15 protein-coding genes and 1 tRNA gene are annotated in these 21,406 nt (G+C 30.6%); 14 read left to right on the top strand and 2 right to left on the bottom strand.

The window, feature by feature from the left end; translation table 11 throughout:
- Positions 1-46 precede the first annotated feature (46 nt).
- The 6 genes from pdxR (at position 47) to JWYL7_RS06450 (ending at position 5,507) form a co-directional block, all read left to right on the top strand.
- Positions 47-1,480, top strand: coding sequence for a MocR-like pyridoxine biosynthesis transcription factor PdxR (gene pdxR, locus JWYL7_RS06470; RefSeq protein ID WP_066070637.1), 1,434 nt, complete (start codon positions 47-49; stop codon positions 1,478-1,480).
- Between the two features lie 14 nt (positions 1,481-1,494).
- Entirely contained in the window at positions 1,495-1,662 is a 168-nt protein-coding gene (locus tag JWYL7_RS10175) for a DUF896 domain-containing protein (protein ID WP_072280196.1), read from the top strand.
- Positions 1,663-1,676: 14 nt separating this feature from the next.
- Positions 1,677-2,123, top strand: coding sequence for a chemotaxis protein CheW (locus JWYL7_RS06465; RefSeq protein ID WP_066070634.1), 447 nt, complete (start codon positions 1,677-1,679; stop codon positions 2,121-2,123).
- Positions 2,124-2,239: 116 nt separating this feature from the next.
- On the top strand, positions 2,240-3,394 hold the full coding sequence (locus JWYL7_RS06460; protein ID WP_066070631.1) for a sensor histidine kinase: 1,155 nt from the start codon (positions 2,240-2,242) through the stop codon (positions 3,392-3,394).
- The gene (locus tag JWYL7_RS06455; protein ID WP_066070629.1) at positions 3,384-4,037 is read left to right on the top strand and encodes a response regulator; all 654 of its coding nucleotides are present in this window, start codon (positions 3,384-3,386) and stop codon (positions 4,035-4,037) included. Before JWYL7_RS06460 ends, JWYL7_RS06455 begins: the two co-directional genes overlap by 11 nt.
- Positions 4,038-4,121: 84 nt before the next feature.
- Positions 4,122-5,507 carry an aminopeptidase gene (locus JWYL7_RS06450; protein WP_066070625.1) on the top strand — a complete coding sequence of 462 codons (1,386 nt, stop codon included), beginning with the start codon at positions 4,122-4,124 and terminating at the stop codon, positions 5,505-5,507.
- Positions 5,508-5,534: 27 nt separating this feature from the next.
- Here JWYL7_RS06450 and JWYL7_RS06445 read toward each other — a convergent pair whose 3' ends face one another.
- A complete protein-coding gene (locus JWYL7_RS06445; RefSeq protein WP_066070622.1) occupies positions 5,535-6,434 on the bottom strand; it encodes a selenium metabolism-associated LysR family transcriptional regulator in 900 nt (299 codons plus the stop codon).
- A gap of 115 nt (positions 6,435-6,549) precedes the next feature.
- Here JWYL7_RS06445 and JWYL7_RS06440 point away from each other — a divergent pair, with 115 nt between their 5' ends.
- The 5 genes from JWYL7_RS06440 (at position 6,550) to JWYL7_RS06420 (ending at position 17,130) form a co-directional block, all read left to right on the top strand.
- Positions 6,550-7,716 (top strand): RNA/DNA-binding domain-containing protein, encoded by a 1,167-nt coding sequence (locus tag JWYL7_RS06440; protein ID WP_066070620.1) that lies wholly within the window; start codon positions 6,550-6,552, stop codon positions 7,714-7,716.
- A 484-nt stretch (positions 7,717-8,200) separates the two neighbouring features.
- Positions 8,201-11,470 carry a helicase-related protein gene (locus tag JWYL7_RS06435; protein WP_066070617.1) on the top strand — a complete coding sequence of 1,090 codons (3,270 nt, stop codon included), beginning with the start codon at positions 8,201-8,203 and terminating at the stop codon, positions 11,468-11,470.
- Positions 11,471-11,481: 11 nt separating this feature from the next.
- Positions 11,482-12,207, top strand: coding sequence for a DUF4391 domain-containing protein (locus tag JWYL7_RS06430; RefSeq protein ID WP_066070614.1), 726 nt, complete (start codon positions 11,482-11,484; stop codon positions 12,205-12,207).
- Positions 12,204-14,114: a site-specific DNA-methyltransferase gene (locus JWYL7_RS06425; protein ID WP_066070611.1), complete on the top strand. Its 1,911-nt coding sequence runs from the start codon at positions 12,204-12,206 to the stop codon at positions 14,112-14,114. Before JWYL7_RS06430 ends, JWYL7_RS06425 begins: the two co-directional genes overlap by 4 nt.
- Before the next feature lie 16 nt (positions 14,115-14,130).
- A complete protein-coding gene (locus JWYL7_RS06420; protein ID WP_066070606.1) occupies positions 14,131-17,130 on the top strand; it encodes a type III restriction-modification system endonuclease in 3,000 nt (999 codons plus the stop codon).
- Between the two features lie 241 nt (positions 17,131-17,371).
- Here the strand turns inward: JWYL7_RS06420 and JWYL7_RS06415 are convergent.
- Positions 17,372-17,457: transfer RNA gene (locus JWYL7_RS06415), tRNA-Leu, on the bottom strand.
- A 141-nt stretch (positions 17,458-17,598) separates the two neighbouring features.
- Here JWYL7_RS06415 and polA point away from each other — a divergent pair.
- Genes polA through JWYL7_RS06400 form a run of 3 tightly spaced genes read left to right on the top strand, consistent with a single transcriptional unit; the run spans position 17,599 to position 21,406 of the window.
- Entirely contained in the window at positions 17,599-20,235 is a 2,637-nt protein-coding gene (polA, locus tag JWYL7_RS06410; RefSeq protein WP_066070603.1) for a DNA polymerase I, read from the top strand.
- Positions 20,236-20,244: 9 nt separating this feature from the next.
- On the top strand, positions 20,245-20,841 hold the full coding sequence (gene coaE / locus JWYL7_RS06405) for a dephospho-CoA kinase (RefSeq protein WP_066070599.1): 597 nt from the start codon (positions 20,245-20,247) through the stop codon (positions 20,839-20,841).
- Between the two features lie 43 nt (positions 20,842-20,884).
- Positions 20,885-21,406: a lytic transglycosylase domain-containing protein gene (locus tag JWYL7_RS06400; RefSeq protein ID WP_331722117.1), complete on the top strand. Its 522-nt coding sequence runs from the start codon at positions 20,885-20,887 to the stop codon at positions 21,404-21,406.

Below are 21,406 nucleotides of genomic sequence, written 5' to 3'. Positions count from 1 at the left end.
TAATGAAACTGACATTAAGATAAGGTTTTTTGTTATAATATTATAGGTGATAGAATTGGAAAATATAGAATTTAAATTAGATGATAATTTGCCTAAGTATTTGCAAATCTACAATAATATAAAGGATATGATACAGCAAGGAAAACTAAAGAAAAATCAAAAGCTTATTCCTATAAGAAAGTTATCTAAAATATTAGGTGTTAACACTAGTACGATAGTTAAGGCATATGATTTATTAGAATATGAAGGGTATGTATATAAAGTTGCAGGAAGTGGATGTTATGTAAAAGAAGTGAAAAAAGAAGAAAGTTATCAAATTCATGATTACAAAAGGCAAGGTATAACATTTGACAGTGCAACCCCATCTTTAGATATTTTTCCTATAGAAGATTTTAAAAAAGCTATAAATATGTGTTTAGAAAAAGAAGGGGCTAAGATATTTGATTATGAAGATGGACTTGGAAATTTAAAACTGAGAAGTTCCATTTGCGATTATTTAAAAGATTTAAAAATATACTCACATATAAATAAGATACAAATAATATCTGGAGCTCAGCAAGGTATAGACTTAATATGTAAAGCTATCTTAAGTTATGGAGATTTTGCGTTTGTTGAAATGCCAACTTATAGTGGAGCTATTGAGGTGTTTAAAACTAAAGGAGTTAAAGCAATTCAGATTCCTATGCTTGAAGATGGAATAGATATAGGAATACTAAAGAAAAAGCTAGAAAAATTAAGGCCTAAACTACTATATTTAATGCCTAACTATCAAAATCCAACAGGAATATCTTATAGCAAGCAAAAAAAAGAAAAAATTATAGATCTTGCTAAAGAGTATGATTTTTATATTATAGAAGATGACTTTTTGAGCGATTTTAAATTTGATTCAGATGATAATTATACATTAAGGCATTATGACAAATATAACAAAGTTATATACATAAAAAGTTTTTCAAAACTTCTTATGCCAGGATTAAGGATAGGTTTTATGGAAGTTCCATCTAACCTTATCACAAAGCTTTCTATTGCTAAGCATTCAAGTGATATATCGACCTCAGGGTTAGTTCAAGGAGCCCTTTATTACTATATAAAATATTTTGATTGGAAAACTCACCTTATGAACTTAGAAAAAATTTATAAAATAAGATTTGACAAAGCCAAATATTTGATAGAAAATAATCTTAAAGGCCCATTAGAGTATATAAAACCAAAAGGAGGAATAAATTTTTTCTTAGGTCTTCCTAGGGGATATTCTTCTTGTGATTTTAGAGATTACTTATCAAATTATGGTGTGTTTATTTTGCCAGGAGGACACTTTTTTGAAAATGAAATAGAAAGTAGGTTTTTTAGGATAAATATAGCATCTACAAATGAGGATGAAATAGAAAAAGGCATACAAATAATAAGTTCTAAGTTAAGTGAATTCTTAGATAAATATAAAAACAATTTAGATTTTAAATTAAATGAAATTTATTTTTAGAAGAGGTGAAAAAAATGTTACCTAAAGAAAAAATAGATAGAATAAATTACTTAGCTAGAAAATCAAAAGCAGAAGGTTTAACAGAAATAGAAAAGAAAGAGCAAGAAAGATTAAGAAAAGAGTATCTAAAAGCTTTTAGAGAAGATTTTAAAAAGAGGCTTGAAAATATAGAAATAGTTTAATAAGGGGGATTATTATGGCGGAAAAAAAATATGTAATCTTTAAACTAAACAAAGAAGAATATGGTGTTGATATAATGACAGTGAAGGAAGTAAGTGAATTTAAAGAAGCTACAAAGGTTCCTAACACACCAAGCTTTGTTGAAGGAATTATAAATATAAGAGGAGATGTAACTCCTATAATAAACTTAAAGAAAAGATTTAATCTTAAAGAAAATGAAAATGAAGCTTCTAGAATAATAGTTGTGAATATAAAAGATAAATTAGTAGGTTTTTTAGTAGATGATGCATCACAAGTTGTGTCTATTGATGAAAACTCTATAGACCCTCCACCAGAGATAGTATCTGGAGTAGATAAAAAATATATACAAGGAATAGGAAAACTTGGAGATAAAATGATTATAATATTAGATCTTGAAAAAGTATTAAGTGAAGAGGAAAAAGAAGTATTGATGAGTGTATAAGAAGAATGCTAAGCATTCTTCTTTTTTTGACAAAAATAGATACTAAGTAATATATTAATATAGATATATATATAGTATAATTTCTGTGAAAAACTTATGAGATAAAGAGGGATAGAATGGAAAAAGAAGTGAACTTAGAAAATATGAATAAAATTATAGAGAATATAGTTAGTTCTATAAAAAGTGGTCAAGATGAAATGTTTTGTATATATGAAAGTGTAAAAGAAGAAACAGAAAAAATAGAGCTTGAACTTTCTGAGCTAAAAGAAAAAGTTAAGATAATAATAAATGAGGTTTCTATCCTAGAAAAAGAAGAAAAAAGATTTAGAAACAAATTATTTATAGTAAGTAAAGATTTTAACAAATATACTGAAGATGATATAAAAAATGCATACCAAGAAGCAACACATGCTCAAATGAGGCTTATTCTTAAAAGAGAAGAAGAGAAAAGTTTGATAAAAGCAAGAAATGACTTAGAGGTAAGATTAAAAAGAAATATGCAAATAGCACAAAAAGCTGAAAATTATATGTATAAGATGAAATCTGTTATGGACTTTTTAATTGGAGACTTAAAAAATGTATCTGAAAAACTTAGTGCGTTGGAAGATAAAAACCAGATAGGAATGAATATAATAAAAGCTCAAGAAGAAGAAAGAAGAAAAATAGTAAGAGATATACACGATGGACCAGCTCAGAGTCTAGCTTCTTTAGTTATAAGATCTGAGGTATTAGAAAAGATTATGGATAAGGATATAACTCTTTTGAAAGAAGAAATAAAAGACATAAAAGGCATAATAAGAAATACTTTGAAAGATATAAGAAAGATAATGTATGATATTAGTCCGTCTTCTCTAGATGATCTAGGATTAATTCCAACTATCAAAAGGGTTATTTCAGATATAATATATGATAAAAAAATTAATATAGAATTTGTAGTTTTGAATAATGAAAAAATAAATAATCCTTTAGTTAAGATAACTGTATTTAGGGTTATTCAAGAATGTTTGAATAATATATGTAAACATTCAAGAGCAAATAATGTGTTGATAAAAATAGATATAAATAAAAAAAATATATGCGCTGTTGTACAGGATGATGGAATAGGACTTGAGGAATGTGAAAAGTTAATTTCTAAAGATTCATTTGGTATACGATTTATGAAAGAGAGAATCTCACTTTTAGATGGAAAATTAGATATTCAATCTAAAATAGGACAAGGCACAAAGATAATATTTATAGTTCCTAATAAGGAGGTAGAGTATGAAAACTAAAATTAATGTACTTATAGTAGATGATCACGCTTTAATGAGAGAAGGACTAAAGAGAATACTAGAACTTGAAGATAATATAAATGTAGTAGATACAGCAAGTGATGGCCTTGATGCAATTGAAAAGTTTAAAAAGCTTGATATAGATGTTATTCTTTTAGATATAAATATGCCAAAATTAAATGGTATAGAAACATTAAGAAAGCTAAAAAATATGGACTCTTCTATAAAAGTTATAATGCTTACGATATATGATGAAAGAGAGTATTTGTTAGAAACTTTAAATATAGGAGCAAATGGATATATTTTAAAGGATTTAGACTCATCTAGTTTAGTTTCAGCTATAATAAATGTAAATAATGGAGGGGTATATGTTCATCCTAATTTAGCAGGTGAACTGTTTAAAGAAATAAACGCACAGAAAACTAAAGACAAAAAAGAGGGAATAGATAGTTTGACAAGAAGAGAATATGAAGTTATGTGCTGTATAGCTGAAGGCCTTAGTAACAAGCAGATATCACAAAAGCTAGTTATAAGTGAAAAAACAGTTAAAAACCATGTCTCTAGTATACTTAGAAAATTAAAACTAGATGATAGAACAAAGGTTGCTATATACGCTTATAAGAATAATGTAAAGAAAATTTAAGAGTTAATATTTTCTTTTATATTCTGAAAATTGTGATATACTAAAAATAGTACATAAAAATTTTACTATATGGAGGAATAGAAAATGAAAATAACTCATGATTTCAAAAATGCTTGGAAAAGTCTAGGTAGTAATGAGATCGAAAAAGTAATGAGCTATGGGAAAGAATACATGAGCTTTTTAGACAACGGAAAAACAGAAAGAGAATGTGTAAAAGAGATAGTACGTATGGCTAAAGAAAATGGATTTATTTCTTTACAAGAAGCACTTAAAAATGGAAAAATAAATGAAGGTGATAAAATATACGCTGAAAATAAGGGCAAATCTGTTGCATTATTTGTAATAGGAAAAGAAAGTTTAGAAAAGGGTATGAAAATAGTAGGAGCCCATGTAGATGCGCCAAGATTAGACTTAAAAGCAGTTCCTCTTTATGAAGATGGAAATTTAGCTTTATTAAAAACTCATTATTATGGTGGGATTAAAAAATACCAGTGGACAGCTATTCCTTTAAGTTTACATGGAATAATTCATAAGGCTGATGGAACGAAGGTAGAAATAGTTATAGGAGAAGATGAAAACGATCCTGTATTTTATATAACAGATCTACTTCCACATCTTGCAAAAGATCAGTACGAGAAAAAATTAGGTGAAGGTATTACTGGTGAAGGGTTAAATATTTTAATAGGCCATATGCCAAGTGAAGATCAAGAAAAAGAACAAGTTAAATTCAATGTTTTAAAGCTTTTAAATGATAAATATGGTATAACAGAAGAAGACTTTACTATGGCTGAAATAGAAGTTGTTCCAGCTGGAAAATCAAGAGATGTAGGGCTAGATAGATCTATGATTGCAGCTCATGGACATGATGATAGAGTTTGTTCGTTTGCTGCATTAAAGGCTATATTAGAAACTGAAAATCCAAAATATACCTCAGTTGCTTTATTTGTTGACAAGGAAGAAGTAGGATCTATGGGTAATACTGGTATGGAGTCTAGATTTTTTGAAAATACAGTAGCAGAACTTATAAATTTACAAGAAGACTACTGTGATTTAAAACTTAGAAGATCTTTAGCAAATTCAATGGTTTTATCAGGAGATGTAACTGCAGGATTTGATCCTAATTTTCCTGATGTTTTAGATAAAAGAAATGCAGCTTTCATAGGTCATGGCGTAGTTGTTACTAAGTATACAGGAGTTAGAGGGAAAGCTGGATCTAATGATGCTAATGCAGAGTTTCTAGCGTATATAAGAAAGATATTCAATGAAAATAATATAACGTGGCAAGTTGGAGAGTTAGGAAAAGTAGACCAAGGTGGAGGTGGTACTATAGCATATATTTTAGCAAACTACGGAGCTGAAGTAGTAGATTGTGGAGTTCCTATGCTTAGTATGCATTCTCCTGTAGAACTTGTTAGTAAAGTTGATTGTTACGAAACGTATAAAGCATATAAGGTATTTTATAATGCATAGGAAATTATAAGGGAGTGTAATACTCCCTTATAAACTGAAAAAATCTATAACATGATCTATAAATTTTTTTTCAAGAGGTGTAAAAGGTTTAGTTTTAGTATATGCAAGATAAAACCTTCTTTTAAGATTTAAATCTTTTATTTTGTAAGATTTTAACAGATTAAAATTAATTTCATCTATAATAGCTTTATTTGAAATTATAGAAACTCCTAATCCATGCATTACCATTTTCTTAACAGTTTCTGAATTTTCTGCATGAGCTATAATGTTAAAGCTATCTAAAGATATATTATGTTTGTCTAGCTGTGATACTATAAGGTTTCTAGTAGAAGAACCTTCTTTTCTCATTATGAGTTTTTCTTTTTTTATATCCTCTATGTTTATATACCCGTTTTGATGATTGATTTTATAGTTATAAGGGGCTATTAAAACTAGTTCATCGCCTATTAAATCTATATAATCTATCTGGCAACTTTGAACTTTTCCTCCTACAAATCCAAAATTTATATTGTTTTGTATTATAGACTCTATTATATCGTGAGAATCACATTGATTTAATATGTACTTAACATATGGAAAATCACAACTAAATGATTTTAATATTTCAGGGACTATATATGAACTAGGAATAGAACTTGATGAAATCTCTATTACTCCTTCTATTTTTCCAGAATATTCCCCTAAACTATAAAGAGCTTTTTGTTTTATACTCATTATCTCGAGTGCATAATCGTATAATATTTTTCCTGATTTTGTAAGAGATATCCCTTTGTTATTCCTGTTTATAAGAACTGTTCCAAGTTCATTTTCAAGGTTTTGTATATGGTTACTTACTGTAGGTTGCGTTAAAAATAGTTCTTTTGCAGCCTTTGAAAAACTTTTATATTTTGCTACGTATACAAGTGTTTCTAGTTGCTTAAAATCCATAAAGTCTTCCCCCTGTTTAAAGATTATCCTCTATTTTTTATTATAACACATAGTTATAAAAACTTAAAAAATATCATAATTTAATGTAAATAAGCTCTTTAGGAGAGGATTAAAGATGTATAGACTCAAAATAGACTCGTTAATAAAACAAAATGAAGGTCCTAAACTAGATTATAAACTCAAGTTAAGTTTAGATACAGAATCAGAAAAAAAAGAATTAGCAAAAGATATAGCAGCTATTGCCAATACTAACGGTGGGAGAGGTTATATAATATTTGGTATAGAAGATAAGACTAAAAAGGTTGTAGGAGTACAAAAAGATAATGATATAGAAGAAAAAATACAGCAAGTTATTGCAAACAGAATAGATCCACCAATTCCAATAAGAATGGAGTATATAGAGTATAAAAATAAAATTTTAGGGATACTAACCATATTTAAAAGTAGACACAGACCTCACCAGATAAGACAAAATGGAGCATTTTATATAAGGAGAGGATCAACAACTGATGTGGCTAGAAGGTATGAAATAGCAAATATGTTTAAGGAAAATGCAATAATATCTTCTGAAATGATGCCTATTTATAATAGTTTTATAGATGAAATAGATGAAAAGTTAGTTTATAAGTATTGCCAAAAAATAAATATAAAAGAAGAAATATCAATAAAATTACTCGAAAACCTTGGGATATGTGTAAAGACGGAAGAAGCTAAATATCATCCAACTTTAGGAGGTTTATTAGTATTTGGTAAATATCCTCAAAAACATATATTAGGATCATCTGTACGAGTTACTCTTGACTTAGAAAATGAGTCTATTATAAAAGTTTTTCAAGGGAATATAATATACATTTTAGATGAGGTAGAAAGTTACATAAAATATATTTTTCAAAGTTATGATTATCCATTAGAAGGTTTTCTTGAGTGTGTAAGAAATAGTTTAGTTCATAGAGACTATTTTGATTTAAATAGAGAAACAAATATATATATAGGTAAAAATAAGGTTGAAGTTAGCAATCCAGGAACATTAACTTACGGGGATACTTTAAATTCGATACTAAGAGAAAAAAATCCATCAAGAAGAAATGCTTGGATTCATCAAAGACTAATAATTATGGATGATAAGATGAGGTTTTTAGGTAGTGGTATGGGAATAGGTAAGATAAAAGAAGCATTCAAAGATATAGGAGGAGCTAAGTTTTATAATATTTATAATAGAAATTTATTTAGGGTTGTCCTTCCTGGAATAGAATATAACAAAGTCCTTCTTTCAAAAAAATAATAAAGAAGACTTTGCTCTAATGCATTGTAGAAATTATAACTTTTTATTAAAGTAAAAAGCTAGACTGTTGACAAATTCAACTCAGGAAAGTTTTTTTGAAAATTTTTCAAAAAGCTTTCTTTATTTTTATGCTAAAATATAAATTAAGGATAAAGCGTCCTCTAATGGAATGAGCGGCCTTTAAATTTCACCTTGAGATTTCTATAATCTCCATACATCCTGAATTCTAGAAACTTTGAAACTCGCAAGCTCAAACATTCAAAGTTTCTATAGCCTTCAGGATGTATGTCGATAAGAAATCTTTCAAGGTTCATTAAATCAGGCCTATCCATTCCATTTAGAGTCCGCTGTGATGAATAGAGAATACCAGGAGTCTTTAAGTTAGGTCATACCCAAGATGCAGAAAAACCTGCAGACAGACCTAGGGATAAGAAGAAGTCAGTGAATAAAGACATAGACAAATTAGTGTCGGAGGATTGAGTATATGAAATCACCTAAGGTTTTGGATAATAAAAAGTATAGGGTAGTTGATGAATTAAAGACTGAACTTCGCAAAGGTTCAAAGTTATCAGTTATATCAGCTTACTTTACTATCTATGCTTATGCCGAACTTAAAAAAGAACTTAGCAAGATAGAAAATATGAGGTTCATATTTACTGAACCTACTTTCGTACATAAGGACCAAGAACTTATAAGGGAATATTACATAGAGCGCAACCCTGAAAAAAAGATATCTGGCAATGAATTTGAAATAAAGCTTAGAAATGAAATGAAGCAGGCAGCCATAGCCAAGGAATGTGCCGAGTGGCTAGAAAAGAAAGCAGAAATAAAATCTTTAAGACAAGCAAATCCTGCTCAGCCAAGGCTAGTTTACATAGAAAATTCTGAAGATAATATTTCAATAAATGGAACTGTTGACTTTACTTCTGATGGCCTGGGTATTACTCCTTCCAACAGATTGGATAGCAATATGTGTTTATATGGTAAGGACTATACTATTGGTTTTTTACAAGCTTTTAATGAACTGTGGGAGGATGATACTGCTGTTCAAGATGTAAAAGATAAGGTTCTTGAGCAAATGCGTATCCTATATAAAGAAAATACTCCAGAGTTTATCTACTTTGTAACTCTTTATAATATATTCTATGATTATCTTGATGAACTAACAGAGGATAGCATTGTTAAAAGTCACACAGGTTTTAAAGAGACCCAAATCTGGAATAAGCTTTATAAGTTTCAGAAAGACGCTGTTATAGGAGCCATCGACAAAATTGAGAAGTACAATGGTTGTATTATAGCTGACAGTGTGGGACTTGGAAAAACTTTTACTGCATTGGCTGTAATTAAATACTACGAACTCAGGAATGATAGAGTTCTTGTACTAGCACCTAAGAAACTTCGTGAAAACTGGACTATTTATACCCTAAACGATAAACGTAATATTTTTTCAGCTGACAGATTTAATTATGATGTTCTTAACCACACTGACCTTAGCAGGACAAGCGGTTACTCTGGTGAGATTAACCTTGCAACTTTAAACTGGTCTAATTATGACCTTGTGGTAATAGATGAGAGCCACAACTTTAGGAACAACCCATCAGTCAAAGGGCGTATAACTCGTTATCAGCGATTTATGAATGATATTATAAAAGCTGGCGTTAAAACAAAGGTGCTCATGCTATCGGCAACCCCTGTAAACAATAGGATGAATGATATTAAAAACCAAATAGCCTTTATAACTGAAGGCAGGGATGATGCCTTTAAGAACGTTGGTCTGGATAGTATTGAATTTATCCTTAGAAAGGCACAGACTGTGTTCAACAGATGGTCTGAACTACCTGAACATGAAAGAACAACTGAAACCTTTGTCAACATGATGGATGTAGATTATTTCAAACTACTAGATACCGTAACAATTGCTCGCTCTAGAAAGCATATAGAAAAGTATTATAACTTAGAGGAGATAGGTAAGTTTCCCACAAGGCTACCACCTGAAAACAGATATCCAATAATTGATGCCAAAGGAGAGTTCCCGCCTATAGAGGAAATCAATAGACTTATTAAGAAACTGACCCTGTGTGTCTACTCACCTTTGGCTTATGTGCTTCCTGAAAAAAGAGCTGCCTATGAAGAAAAATACGATATGGTAGTAGGTTCAAATAATAGTGTTTTTAGACAGACAGATAGGGAGCAAAGTCTTGTCGGTCTTATGCGTGTTGGTATATTAAAAAGGTTGGAAAGTTCTATCAAATCCTTTGCTTTAACCGTTGAGAACATCCTCTATAAAATAGAAAAGGCCATCGAAGCCGTAGAACAAATGCAATTTGACTATGATGCAAAATTGGACATCAATAATATTGATATAGACGACCCAGAGTTTGACAATCTCATGTTTGGTAACAACGTAAAGGTATTACTTAAAGATATGGACCTAATAAAGTGGAAGCAAGACTTGTTGTTAGATAAGGACAAGCTGGAAACCATTTTATTGGAAGCTATGAATGTTACACCTGATAGAGATGCAAAGCTACTAGAACTTAAAACCATTATAGAAAACAAAATTAAAAATCCAATAAATCCTGAAAACAGAAAGGTTATCGTATTTACAGCCTTTGCAGACACAGCCCGATATTTATATGAAAATCTAGCCGACCACTTTGCAAAAAGAGGCATTTATTCGGCTATTGTAACAGGTAGTGGTGATAATTATTCTAATTTACCTATACCAAAGGGAATTAAAAAGTCTATTAAGATGTCAGATATAAATACTGTATTGACCTTGTTTTCTCCTATATCAAAGGAATGCTCTAAGGTATATCCTGAAGTCAATGAATATATAGATATACTTATTGCAACGGACTGTATATCTGAAGGACAGAACCTTCAGGACTGCGATTATCTAATAAATTATGATATTCATTGGAACCCAGTTAGAATTATACAAAGATTTGGGCGTATTGACCGTATAGGTTCGCAAAACCAATCTATTAAGCTGGTAAACTTCTGGGCTACCAAGGACTTAGACGAGTATATAAACCTCCAACAGCGTGTCAGAGGCAGGATGGTTTTATTAGATGTGTCTGCCACAGGTGAGGAGAATATTATAGAAACAGACTCTGGCAAAGAGATGAGAGACCTCGAATACCGTAAGAAGCAGCTTGAAAGGCTTCAGAAAGAGGTTGTGGACTTAGAAGATATATCGGGAGGCATATCGATAACAGATCTGACCTTTAATGATTTTAAGATTGAACTTATGGAATATATGAAAAAGAACAGAAAGCTTTTGGATGAAGCACCAAATGGAATGTATGCTGTTGCAAAGATAGACGAAAGCGTAAAAGATATTATAAAGCCAGGAGTGATTTTTACCCTTAGACAAGTCAAAGGGAAACAGCAAAGCAAAGAGCAGAATCCTCTATTTCCTTATTATATGGTTTATATTGCAGATGATGGGGAAGTAAAGCTATCTTTCCTTCATGCCAAGAAGATATTGGATTACTATAAAAAGCTATGCTCCGGACAAAAAGAAGTATTTAAAGAGTTGGTAGAGGAGTTTAATAAAGAGACCAATGATGGTCGTAAAATGAAACATTATTCCGATTTGTTGGAAGCTTCCATTGAAAACATATTAGGCAAGAAGCAGGAGATTGGAGTGGCCAGCCTCTTTAGCAAAGGCGGCACCACCATGCCGAAAAGAACCTTTGATGGTATTGAGGATTTTGAACTGATTACATTTTTGGTCATAAAGGGTTAGGGGGAGTAGCCATGGATGATTACAATTTTTTGAACATCCCTGATAGCTGCTTTATTGGTAGTACAATATACAAAAAGCTCTTTTATGAAAATGCAAATTTATCTACTACTGATAAATCTTTGTTTACAGATACCATAAACAAGATAATATGGCTTTATTGTCTTAAACCTGAAACAATAAACATACCGGCCTATAAGGATGAAGTAAGAGAATATCCGGAAATTGAAGTTATAGAAGTTATTTTAAATAAAGAATATGGGCTTAACAGAATAGCTGAGATTATTATGAGGACTATCCCCTACCCTATGCTGCTAATATTTAAGCTGGAAGATAAAATACAGTTTTATGTAGCTCATCAGAGGATCAACCAAAGTGATAGCAGTAGAAATACCATTGATGAACTTGTTTTCACTGATTGGCTAGAGAGCAAAAGTGTTTTATTCAATAAACTTGATATAAAGAAAATGAGGTTTACTAACCTTTATACACTTTATAGTGATATTGTAGATGCTATCAGTATTTTTAATCTATCATCTATTATGCCTACAGACAATAATATAACAGGTAAAGAGGCAAGGGAAATTGCGGCTAAGATAGAAGAAATAGAACAAAAAACTATAAGTCTACGGTCTAAACTAAAAAAGGAAACCCAGTTTAATCGCAAGATGGAGCTGAATATTGAGATAAAGAGATTGGAACAGAACAAAAATAAATTGCTTGGAGGAGATAAAGAATGAAAGAGACTAATCTTACGGGTAAGACCCCTGATATAGCAGAAGAAAATATTCAAAAATTGAAACAGCTATTCCCAGAAGTCTTTACAGAAGGGAAAATAGACTTTGAAAAACTGCAACAAGTATTAGGCGAATATGTAGAAGATAGCAACGAACGCTACAACTTCACTTGGAATGGTAAAGGACGAGCCTTGCGTTTATCTCAAACACCTTCATTAGGAACATTAAGACCGTGTAAAGAAGAAAGTAAAAACTGGGATACAACAGAAAACCTTTATATAGAAGGCGATAACCTAGAAGTATTAAAGCTTTTACAAAAAAGCTATTATGGTAAGGTTAAAATGATATATATTGACCCACCTTACAACACAGGAAAAGATTTTGTTTATAACGATGATTTCCATGATAGTCTTGAAAACTACAAGAGAATTACAGGACAAGTGGATGGCAATGGTAAGGCAATAAGCACAAATGCAGAAACTAGCGGTCGTTATCATACCAACTGGCTGAATATGATGTATCCGAGATTAAGGTTAGCTAGAAACTTGCTTACAGACGATGGTGTCATTTTTATTAGCATTGATGATAATGAAGTTGATAATCTTAAAAAGATTTGTAATGAGGTGTTTGGAGAAGATAATTTTATCGCAATGCTACCTACGGTTATGAATTTAAAAGGAAATCAAGATGAGTTTGCATTTGCTGGAACCCATGAATATACAATTGTATACTCTAAAAAACGGGATGAAGCTTTATTTAATGAGTTTGCAATAGAAGATGAGGAGTTAAATGAATGGGAACAAGATGAATATGGTTATTTTAAAAAAGGAGCAAACCTAAAAGCAACAGGAGTCAATGCTCCTAGAGAAAAAAGACCGAACCTTTGGTTTCCGATTTATGTTTCTAAAGATAAATGGAGTCTAGAATATTTTGAAGGTAGCGAAGAAATTTATCCTTTGACTGATGGAAAAGAAATGTCATGGCGTTGGAGTAAAAATAAATTTATAAATGAACATTACAATGTAATAGTTTCTTACGATAATGGCAATGTAAGTATATACAAAAAACAAAGACCATCAGTTGGAGATATTCCATCTAAAAAGCCAAAGACATTGTTTTATAAAGCTGAATATAGCAGTGGAAATGGAACAAATGAAGTAAAGGAATTATTAGGAGAACGAATTTTTTCTAATCCAAAACCTATTAATTTACTAAAAGATTTTTGTGAAATAGGTTGTACGAAAGACGGTATAATCCTCGACTTATTCGCTGGCTCATCTACCACCGCTCACGCTGTCATGCAACTTAACGCGAAAGATGGCGGCGAGCGTAAATTTATTATGGTTCAGCTTCCAGAGCCAACTGATGAAAAATCTGAAGCCTATAAAGCAGGTTATAAAAACATATGTGAGATAGGCAAAGAGCGTATCCGCCGTGCAGGAGAAAAAATCAAAGAAAAATATAAAGATAAAGGGAATATAGAAAACCTTGATATCGGCTTTAAGGTGTTTAAGCTTGACACTTCTAATATCCGAAAATGGCAGCCGGACTATGATAATTTAGAGCAATCTTTATTAGATTATGTAGACAACTTTGTAGAAGGTAGGACTGAACTTGATGTTGTCTATGAGATAATGCTTAAATACGGTCTTGACTTAACCTATCCAGTTGATGAGTTTACAATTGCACAGAAAAAGGTTTATTCTATTGGCTATGGCATGCTTATGATTTGCCTTGATAATGAGATTACAACAGAGGTTGCTAAGGGTATTTTAGCAAAAATAAAAGAATTATCACCTGAAAGTAGCAGAGTTGTATTTAAGGATAATGGGTTTAAGTCAGACAGTAACAAGACCAATATCAAGGAAATTCTTAAATCTGGCGGAATTGAAGAATTTATAACTATATAGGGAGGTATGGTCTAAAATGAAGTTGAAATTTGATAGAAACTTAGAATATCAACAGCAGGCCATAGCTTCCGTTGTGGATTTGTTTAGAGGCCAAACGCCTATGCATACTAATTTTACCGTATCAGCTTATAATGGACAAATAGGCCTGTTTGATACAGAAAACGGTATAGGCAACAGGCTTGAACTGGATGAAGAAGAGATTCTTAAAAATTTGCAAGAAGTCCAGCTTAGGAATGGCCTGCCACAGACAAAGTTTCTAAAAGCCAGCGAGTATGATTTTGATATAGAGATGGAAACGGGTACTGGAAAGACTTATGTTTACTTAAGGACCATCTTTGAACTCCATAAAAACTATGGGTTTTCCAAGTTTATTATTGTTGTTCCCAGTATTGCCATTAAAGAAGGTGTGTATAATACCTTACAGATTACAGAGGAACATTTTAAGGAATTATATGATAATACAATTTATAATTACTTTATATATGACAGTAGCAATCTTGAACAGGTTAGAAGCTTTGCCGTAAGCAATAATATAGAGATAATGGTTATCAACATAGATGCCTTTAGAAGGAGCTTTACAGACCCTAGCAAGGAAACCAAGGCTAACATCATTCATAGAACAAACGATAAGTTAAACGGTATGAAGCCTATTGAGCTTATTCAGGAAACTAGACCTATTGTTATTATAGATGAGCCACAATCGGTAGACACTACTCCTAAGGCCAAAGAGGCTATAAAGTCCCTTAATCCTTTATGTACATTACGTTACTCTGCAACCCATGTAGAAAAGCATAATTTAGTTTACAAACTAGATGCAGTAGATAGTTATAATTTAGGTTTGGTAAAGCAGATAGAAGTTGCGGGATTTGCAACTAAAGACTACCACAATAAGGCATACTTGAAGCTTTTATCTGTAAACAATAAGAAATCTCCTATAACAGCAAGAATAGAGATGGATGTCAAAGATAGAAAAGGTGTGGTTAAGCGAAAACCAGTAACAGTCAGATGTGGAGATGACCTTTATGATAAATCCGGAGGGCGCGATGTCTATGAAGGATATATTGTTAGTGAGATTTATTGTGAAGAAGGAAATGAATATGTTGCCTTTACAAGCAAGCCAGATATTCTGCGTATAGGTAAACCTTTAGGAGATGTGGACGATATAGCCATAAAAGAACAACAAATTAGAAAGACTATAGAGGAACACTTAAATAAAGAACTTGTATTAAATAAGCTAGGAATAAAAGTTTTAAGTTTGTTCTTTATAGACCGTGTGGCAAATTATCGCTACTATGATGAAGATGGAAATCCTCAGAAGGGTATATATGCACAGCTTTTTGAAAAGCACTATAATGATTTGATAAGACGGCCTAAGTATAATACCCTGTTTAAGGATATTGATTTAGATACTGCTGCCGAAGAAGTACATAATGGCTATTTTTCTACAGATAAAAAAGGTGCGAAATCAACTGATAAAGACTCAGTATTAAAGGACACCAGCGGTAAAACACAAGCTGACGAAGATGCTTATAACTTGATTATGAAGGACAAGGAACAGCTCTTATCTTTTGACACCAAACTTAGATTTATTTTCTCTCACTCAGCTCTTCGTGAAGGCTGGGATAACCCCAATGTGTTTCAGATATGTACATTAAATGAAACTAAGAGCGAGGTTAAAAAGAGACAGGAGATTGGCCGTGGCTTACGCCTTTGTGTAAATCAGGATGGAGAGCGTCAGTATGGCTCATTTATCAATACCTTGACAGTTATAGCTAATGAAAGCTATGAGGAATTTGCAGAGGCTCTACAGAAAGAATATGAAACTGAAAGCGGCATAAGATTTGGCATTATTGAAACTCATTTATTTGCCAATATTCCGGTAAAACAAGAGGATGGAAGCATAAAGTATTTAGGACAGAAAGCTTCTGAGGCTATATTTAAAGGATTTTTAGATAATGGATATATTGATGAAGATGGTAAAGTACAAGACAAGCTGAAGGTTGCTATAAAAGACAATAGTTTAGTTGTACCAGAAGAATATGAATCTGTAAAAACAGAGATTACGGAACTTACTAGAAAAGTATGTAGTGGGCTTAATATCAAAAATAATAGAGATAAAAAGACCATTAAACTAAATAAACAGGTCTACCTTGACCCTGAGTTTAAAGAGCTATGGGATAGGATAAAATACAAAACTACCTATTCTGTTGATTTTGATAGTGAAAAGCTAATCGATGAATGTTGTAGAGAGATGCAGAAAAGCTTATTTATAAGTTCACCAAAGCTTATATATACGAAAGCAGGACTTGATATTAGTGCCGGCGGTGTTGTGGCGGAAGAATCAGATAGATATGCTGTTGCATTGGATAACCAGCGGGAAAATTTGCCTGATATTATTGCTTATCTTCAAAATGAAACCAATTTAACCAGAAAAACCATTGTGGAGATACTGATAAGAAGCAAGACTCTGCACCTTTTTAAGAAGAACCCTCAAAAGTATATGGAGCAGGTAGCGCAAATTATCACTGCTAAAATGAGGTTAATGATAGTTGATGGCATAAAATACACGAAGATAGGTAACGACGAATATTACGCACAAGAACTCTTTGAAAGTGAGGAGCTTACTGGCTACCTGAACAAAAACATGATAGAAAGTAAAAAGTCAGTATACGAATATGTTGTATATGATAGCGCTAACGAAGAAAGCTTTGCTAAAAGCTTTGAGAACAACAAAAGTATTAAGTTATATGCAAAACTTCCGAGTTGGTTTACTATACCTACTCCATTAGGCAGCTATAATCCAGACTGGGCGGTACTAATTGACGTAGATGGTAAAGATAAACTCTACTTTGTATTGGAAACCAAGGCTAATACTATGTTTGATGCACTAAGACCAACAGAGAGTGCTAAAATTAAATGCGGAAAGAGACACTTTGAGGCTCTAGGTAATGAAGTAGCATTTGAAGATATTGATAGTTTTGAAGGATTTATAGAGAATAAAGTAGTAGTAAGTTAGGGCTTTTAATAAGAATTGAAAGGATAGATAAAAAAACAACTGTAAACATATAATAATTATTAAGAACATGGTATATCTAAATGATATGCCATGTTTTGTATTTAAAATACCACCAGTTATAACCTGGATGTATTTTGAATATAAAAATAAATGTTGGATATACGGACTTTCATACAATCCAACATTTATTATAGAATCAATAAAAAAAACCCCATAAAGGGGTGTTATGAAGTCAAATATTTGGTGCCGGTGGTGGGACTTGAACCCACACGGTATTGCTACCAACGGATTTTGAGTCCGCCCCGTCTGCCATTCCAGCACACCGGCGATACATATGTATATTAGCATAAATGGTAAGAAATTTCAAGAAAAAAATGTAATTTAATGGCCTTTTTAGGTAGGGATTTTTCTGTTATAATCTAGGTTAGCTAATACGCAAAAGAAAAATATAATCAGGAGTTGTTAATTATGAAAAAAACACTTGTTATTATAGATGGAAATAGTCTTGTAAATAGAGCTTTTTATGCTTTGCCAGATCTTATGAATAAAAATGGTCTTCATACTAATGCTATATATGGATTTACTAATATGTTGTTTAAGATATTAAATGAATATAAACCTGAGTATATAAGTGTTGCATTTGACAAAAAGGCACCAACTTTTAGACATATAGAGTATAAGGAATATAAGCTAGGAAGAAAAAAAATGCCTAGTGAATTATTAGAGCAAATTGAGCCTTTAAAGGAATTATTAGATGCTCTTAAAATCCATAGATTAGAAATAGAGGGCTTTGAAGCCGATGATATAATAGGGACTATATCTAAAATAGGAGAAGAAAAAGGGCTTAAGGTTATTATTGTTACAGGAGATAAGGATGCTATACAATTAGCATCTGAAAATACTACTGTTTTAATAACTAAAAAGGGTCTTACAGATCTAGAAAGTTATGATTATGATGAGGTTTTAAAAAAATATGAGTTAACACCTAAACAATTCATTGATCTTAAAGGACTTATGGGAGATAAATCTGACAATATACCAGGAGTTGCTGGTATAGGAGAAAAAACTGGAATAAAACTTTTAAAAGAATTCGAAAGTATTGAAAATATACTACAAAACACAGAAAAACTTAGCAAAAGTATAAAAACTAAAATAGAACAACATTTTCAAGATGCAATAATGAGTAAAAAACTAGCAACCATAGTAAGGGATATACCTTTAGATATAGATATACAAGATTTAAAAGTATGTGAATATGACACAAAGAAAGTGTTAGATTTATTTAATGAGTATGGATTTAACTCTTTAATATCGAAACTAAAACCACAAGAAGAAAGCAAAGATACAAACTTAAATCTATTAAGTATAGATGAAAATATAGATGAATTAATAAACAAAATAAAAAAAGAAAAATATTTTGCACTAAAGACTGTAAAGAAAGATTCAAATCTAATTGATAAAAATATAATATACTTATTTATTACTTTAGATGGAGAAAACATATACTATACAAATCAAGAAGCAACAATACTTAAAATGAAAGAAATATTCACATCAGATGATATAAAAAAATATGGATATGATTTAAAACAAGACTATATAAACTTAAGACCTTATGAAATAGAAATGAGTAATCTAAATTTTGATATAAAAATTGCTGAATACTTAATAGATACAACGAATTCTAACTATACTCATGACCAAATAAGTGCAAAATATCTAGGAAAAAAAATACAATCAGAAGAAGAATTACTTGGAAAAGGAAAAAATATCAAAAAATATGAGCAGATAGATGAAGACCTATTGAAAAAATATTTTGCAGATATTTTAAACTTAGTTATAAATGTAAGACAGCCTATGGAAGAAAAAATATACAATTACAATATGGATAAATTATTTTTTGAAGTAGAAATGCCTTTAGTACAAGTTTTAGGCTCTATGGAATATGAAGGATTTAAAATAGATATACAAAAACTAAAAGAATTAGATGATGAATATACAAAAATAATACAAAAGCTAGAAAATGATATATATGATTTAGCTTCAGAAAAGTTTAATATAAACTCTCCTAAACAGCTTGGGATAATTCTTTTTGAAAAATTAAACCTTCCAGTAATAAAAAAGACAAAAACAGGATACTCAACAGATAGTGAGGTTTTAGAAAGTCTTAAAAAATATCATCCTATAATAGAAAAAATTTCTGAATATAGGCAGATAACTAAATTAAAAACAACATATGTAGACGGTTTACTTAACATAGTTAATACAAAAACAGGAAGAATACACTCTTCATTTAATCAAACTATAACAAGTACTGGAAGAATATCTTCTACTGAACCTAATCTTCAGAATATACCTATAAGATTAGAATTGGGAAGAAATTTAAGAAAAGTATTTATATCAGAAGAAGGATATAAACTGTTAGATGCAGACTATTCTCAAATAGAGCTTAGAGTATTAGCTCATATATCTGAAGATGATAATCTAATAGATGCATTCTTAAAAGGAGAAGATATTCATACTATGACAGCATCTAAGGTATTTAACATAGAAATAGATAAAGTAACAAGACAAATGAGAGATGCTGCTAAAGCAGTTAATTTTGGGATAGTTTATGGAATAAGCGATTTTGGTCTTTCTCAGAACCTAAATATATCTGTAAAAAAGGCAAAAGAATATATAGACAGCTATTTTGAAAAATATTCAAAAGTAAAAGAATATATGGACAATATTATACAAAAATCTAAAAAAGATGGATATGTTACTACAATTTTAAATAGAAGAAGATATATTCCAGAGATAAATTCTAAAAATTTTGTAGTTCAAAACTTAGGAAAACGACTTGCTATGAATACGCCTATCCAAGGAAGTGCTGCAGATATAATAAAAGTAGCTATGGTAAATGTTTATAGAAGGTTAAAAGAGAATAACTTAAAATCGAAATTAATTCTTCAAGTTCACGATGAATTGATAGTTGAAGTATTAGAAGATGAAATAGAAAAAGTAACAACTATATTAAAAGAAGAAATGATGAATGCACTTGAGTTAAAAGTTCCTTTAAGTATAGATTTAAACTTAGGAAAATCTTGGTACGATACAAAGTAGGTGGATAATATGAAGGTAATAGGTCTTACAGGTTCGATTGGAAGTGGAAAAAGCACAGTATCTAATTTACTTATAGAAAAGGGATTTAAAATAATAGATGCAGATAAGATAGCAAAAGAAATATTAAATAAAGGAACGGATGCATTTTTTGAAGTAATACAATTTTTTGGAGAAGAAATATTAGATGAAAATAAAGATATAGATAGAAAAAAATTAGCAAGTATAGTTTTCTCTGATGATGAAAAGTTAAGAAAATTAAACGCTATAACTCATCCTAAAATAAAAAAAGCGATAAAAGACAAGATAGATTATTATAGGGAAAAAAATATCGATAAAATCTTTTTGGATGCTCCGCTTCTTATAGAAGCTAATCTTACTTATATGGTAGATTTTGTACTTTTGATAATATGTAATTATGATATTCAGGTAAAAAGGATAATGAATAGAGATAATATTACTAAAGAAGAAGCAAAACAAAGAATAAAAGCTCAGATGAGTGTTGAAGAAAAGAAAAAATATGCAGACTACATAATAGATAATTCATATACAATAGACAAACTAAAAGACGATGTAGAAATGTTTTTAGCATATTTGGAAGGAGTATAAAACTTTTATGATGTATAAAAAAAAATATTCTTTATGGATATTTGTGATAATAATTATATTAGTATTTTTCATATTAAATAATAAATTTTTATTAAAGGTTATGTATCCTATTCATTATCATGAGTATGTATACGAATATTCTAAAGAATATAATCTCGACCCTTATCTAGTATTTGCAATAATAAGAACAGAAAGCAAATTCTTTCCGTATGCAAAGTCTAGAAAAGGAGCTAAAGGGCTTATGCAAATAGCACCTATAACAGAAAATTGGGCAAAAGAAGAACTAAATAAAACAAAGGTAAACATATATGATCCTAAAACTAATATACATATAGGCTGTTGGTATTTAAATAAACTATTTAATCAATTTAATGATTTAGACCTTGTTATTGCAGCTTATAATGGAGGATCTGGTAATGTAGATAGATGGCTAACAGATGAAAGGTATAGTTATAATGGAATTAATTTAACTAATATACCTTTTAAAGAAACAAAAGAATACGTAAAAAAAGTAAAAGAAAGTTTTACTATTTACAAAAAGCTGTACCAAGGAAGAGGAGAATAA

Origin of the sequence: Alkalithermobacter thermoalcaliphilus JW-YL-7 = DSM 7308, assembly GCA_001584565.1 — a bacterium.
GTDB classification, from domain to species: Bacteria; Bacillota; Clostridia; order Peptostreptococcales; family Peptostreptococcaceae; genus Alkalithermobacter; species Alkalithermobacter thermoalcaliphilus.
The sequence above is the reverse complement of the archived record's forward strand: the minus strand, read 5'-3'. Positions and strand labels throughout refer to the sequence as shown.

Excerpts from the sequence above, each read along its gene's own strand:
- JWYL7_RS10175 (WP_072280196.1), top strand. The coding sequence starts at position 1,495 with ATGTTACCTAAAGAAAAAATAGATAGAATAAATTACTTAGCTAGAAAA.
- JWYL7_RS06465 (WP_066070634.1), top strand. The coding sequence starts at position 1,677 with ATGGCGGAAAAAAAATATGTAATCTTTAAACTAAACAAAGAAGAATAT.
- JWYL7_RS06460 (WP_066070631.1), top strand. The coding sequence starts at position 2,240 with ATGGAAAAAGAAGTGAACTTAGAAAATATGAATAAAATTATAGAGAAT.
- JWYL7_RS06455 (WP_066070629.1), top strand. The coding sequence starts at position 3,384 with ATGAAAACTAAAATTAATGTACTTATAGTAGATGATCACGCTTTAATG.
- JWYL7_RS06450 (WP_066070625.1), top strand. The coding sequence starts at position 4,122 with ATGAAAATAACTCATGATTTCAAAAATGCTTGGAAAAGTCTAGGTAGT.
- JWYL7_RS06445 (WP_066070622.1), bottom strand. The coding sequence starts at position 6,434 with ATGGATTTTAAGCAACTAGAAACACTTGTATACGTAGCAAAATATAAA.
- JWYL7_RS06440 (WP_066070620.1), top strand. The coding sequence starts at position 6,550 with ATGTATAGACTCAAAATAGACTCGTTAATAAAACAAAATGAAGGTCCT.
- JWYL7_RS06435 (WP_066070617.1), top strand. The coding sequence starts at position 8,201 with ATGAAATCACCTAAGGTTTTGGATAATAAAAAGTATAGGGTAGTTGAT.
- JWYL7_RS06430 (WP_066070614.1), top strand. The coding sequence starts at position 11,482 with ATGGATGATTACAATTTTTTGAACATCCCTGATAGCTGCTTTATTGGT.
- JWYL7_RS06425 (WP_066070611.1), top strand. The coding sequence starts at position 12,204 with ATGAAAGAGACTAATCTTACGGGTAAGACCCCTGATATAGCAGAAGAA.
- JWYL7_RS06420 (WP_066070606.1), top strand. The coding sequence starts at position 14,131 with ATGAAGTTGAAATTTGATAGAAACTTAGAATATCAACAGCAGGCCATA.
- polA (WP_066070603.1), top strand. The coding sequence starts at position 17,599 with ATGAAAAAAACACTTGTTATTATAGATGGAAATAGTCTTGTAAATAGA.
- coaE (WP_066070599.1), top strand. The coding sequence starts at position 20,245 with ATGAAGGTAATAGGTCTTACAGGTTCGATTGGAAGTGGAAAAAGCACA.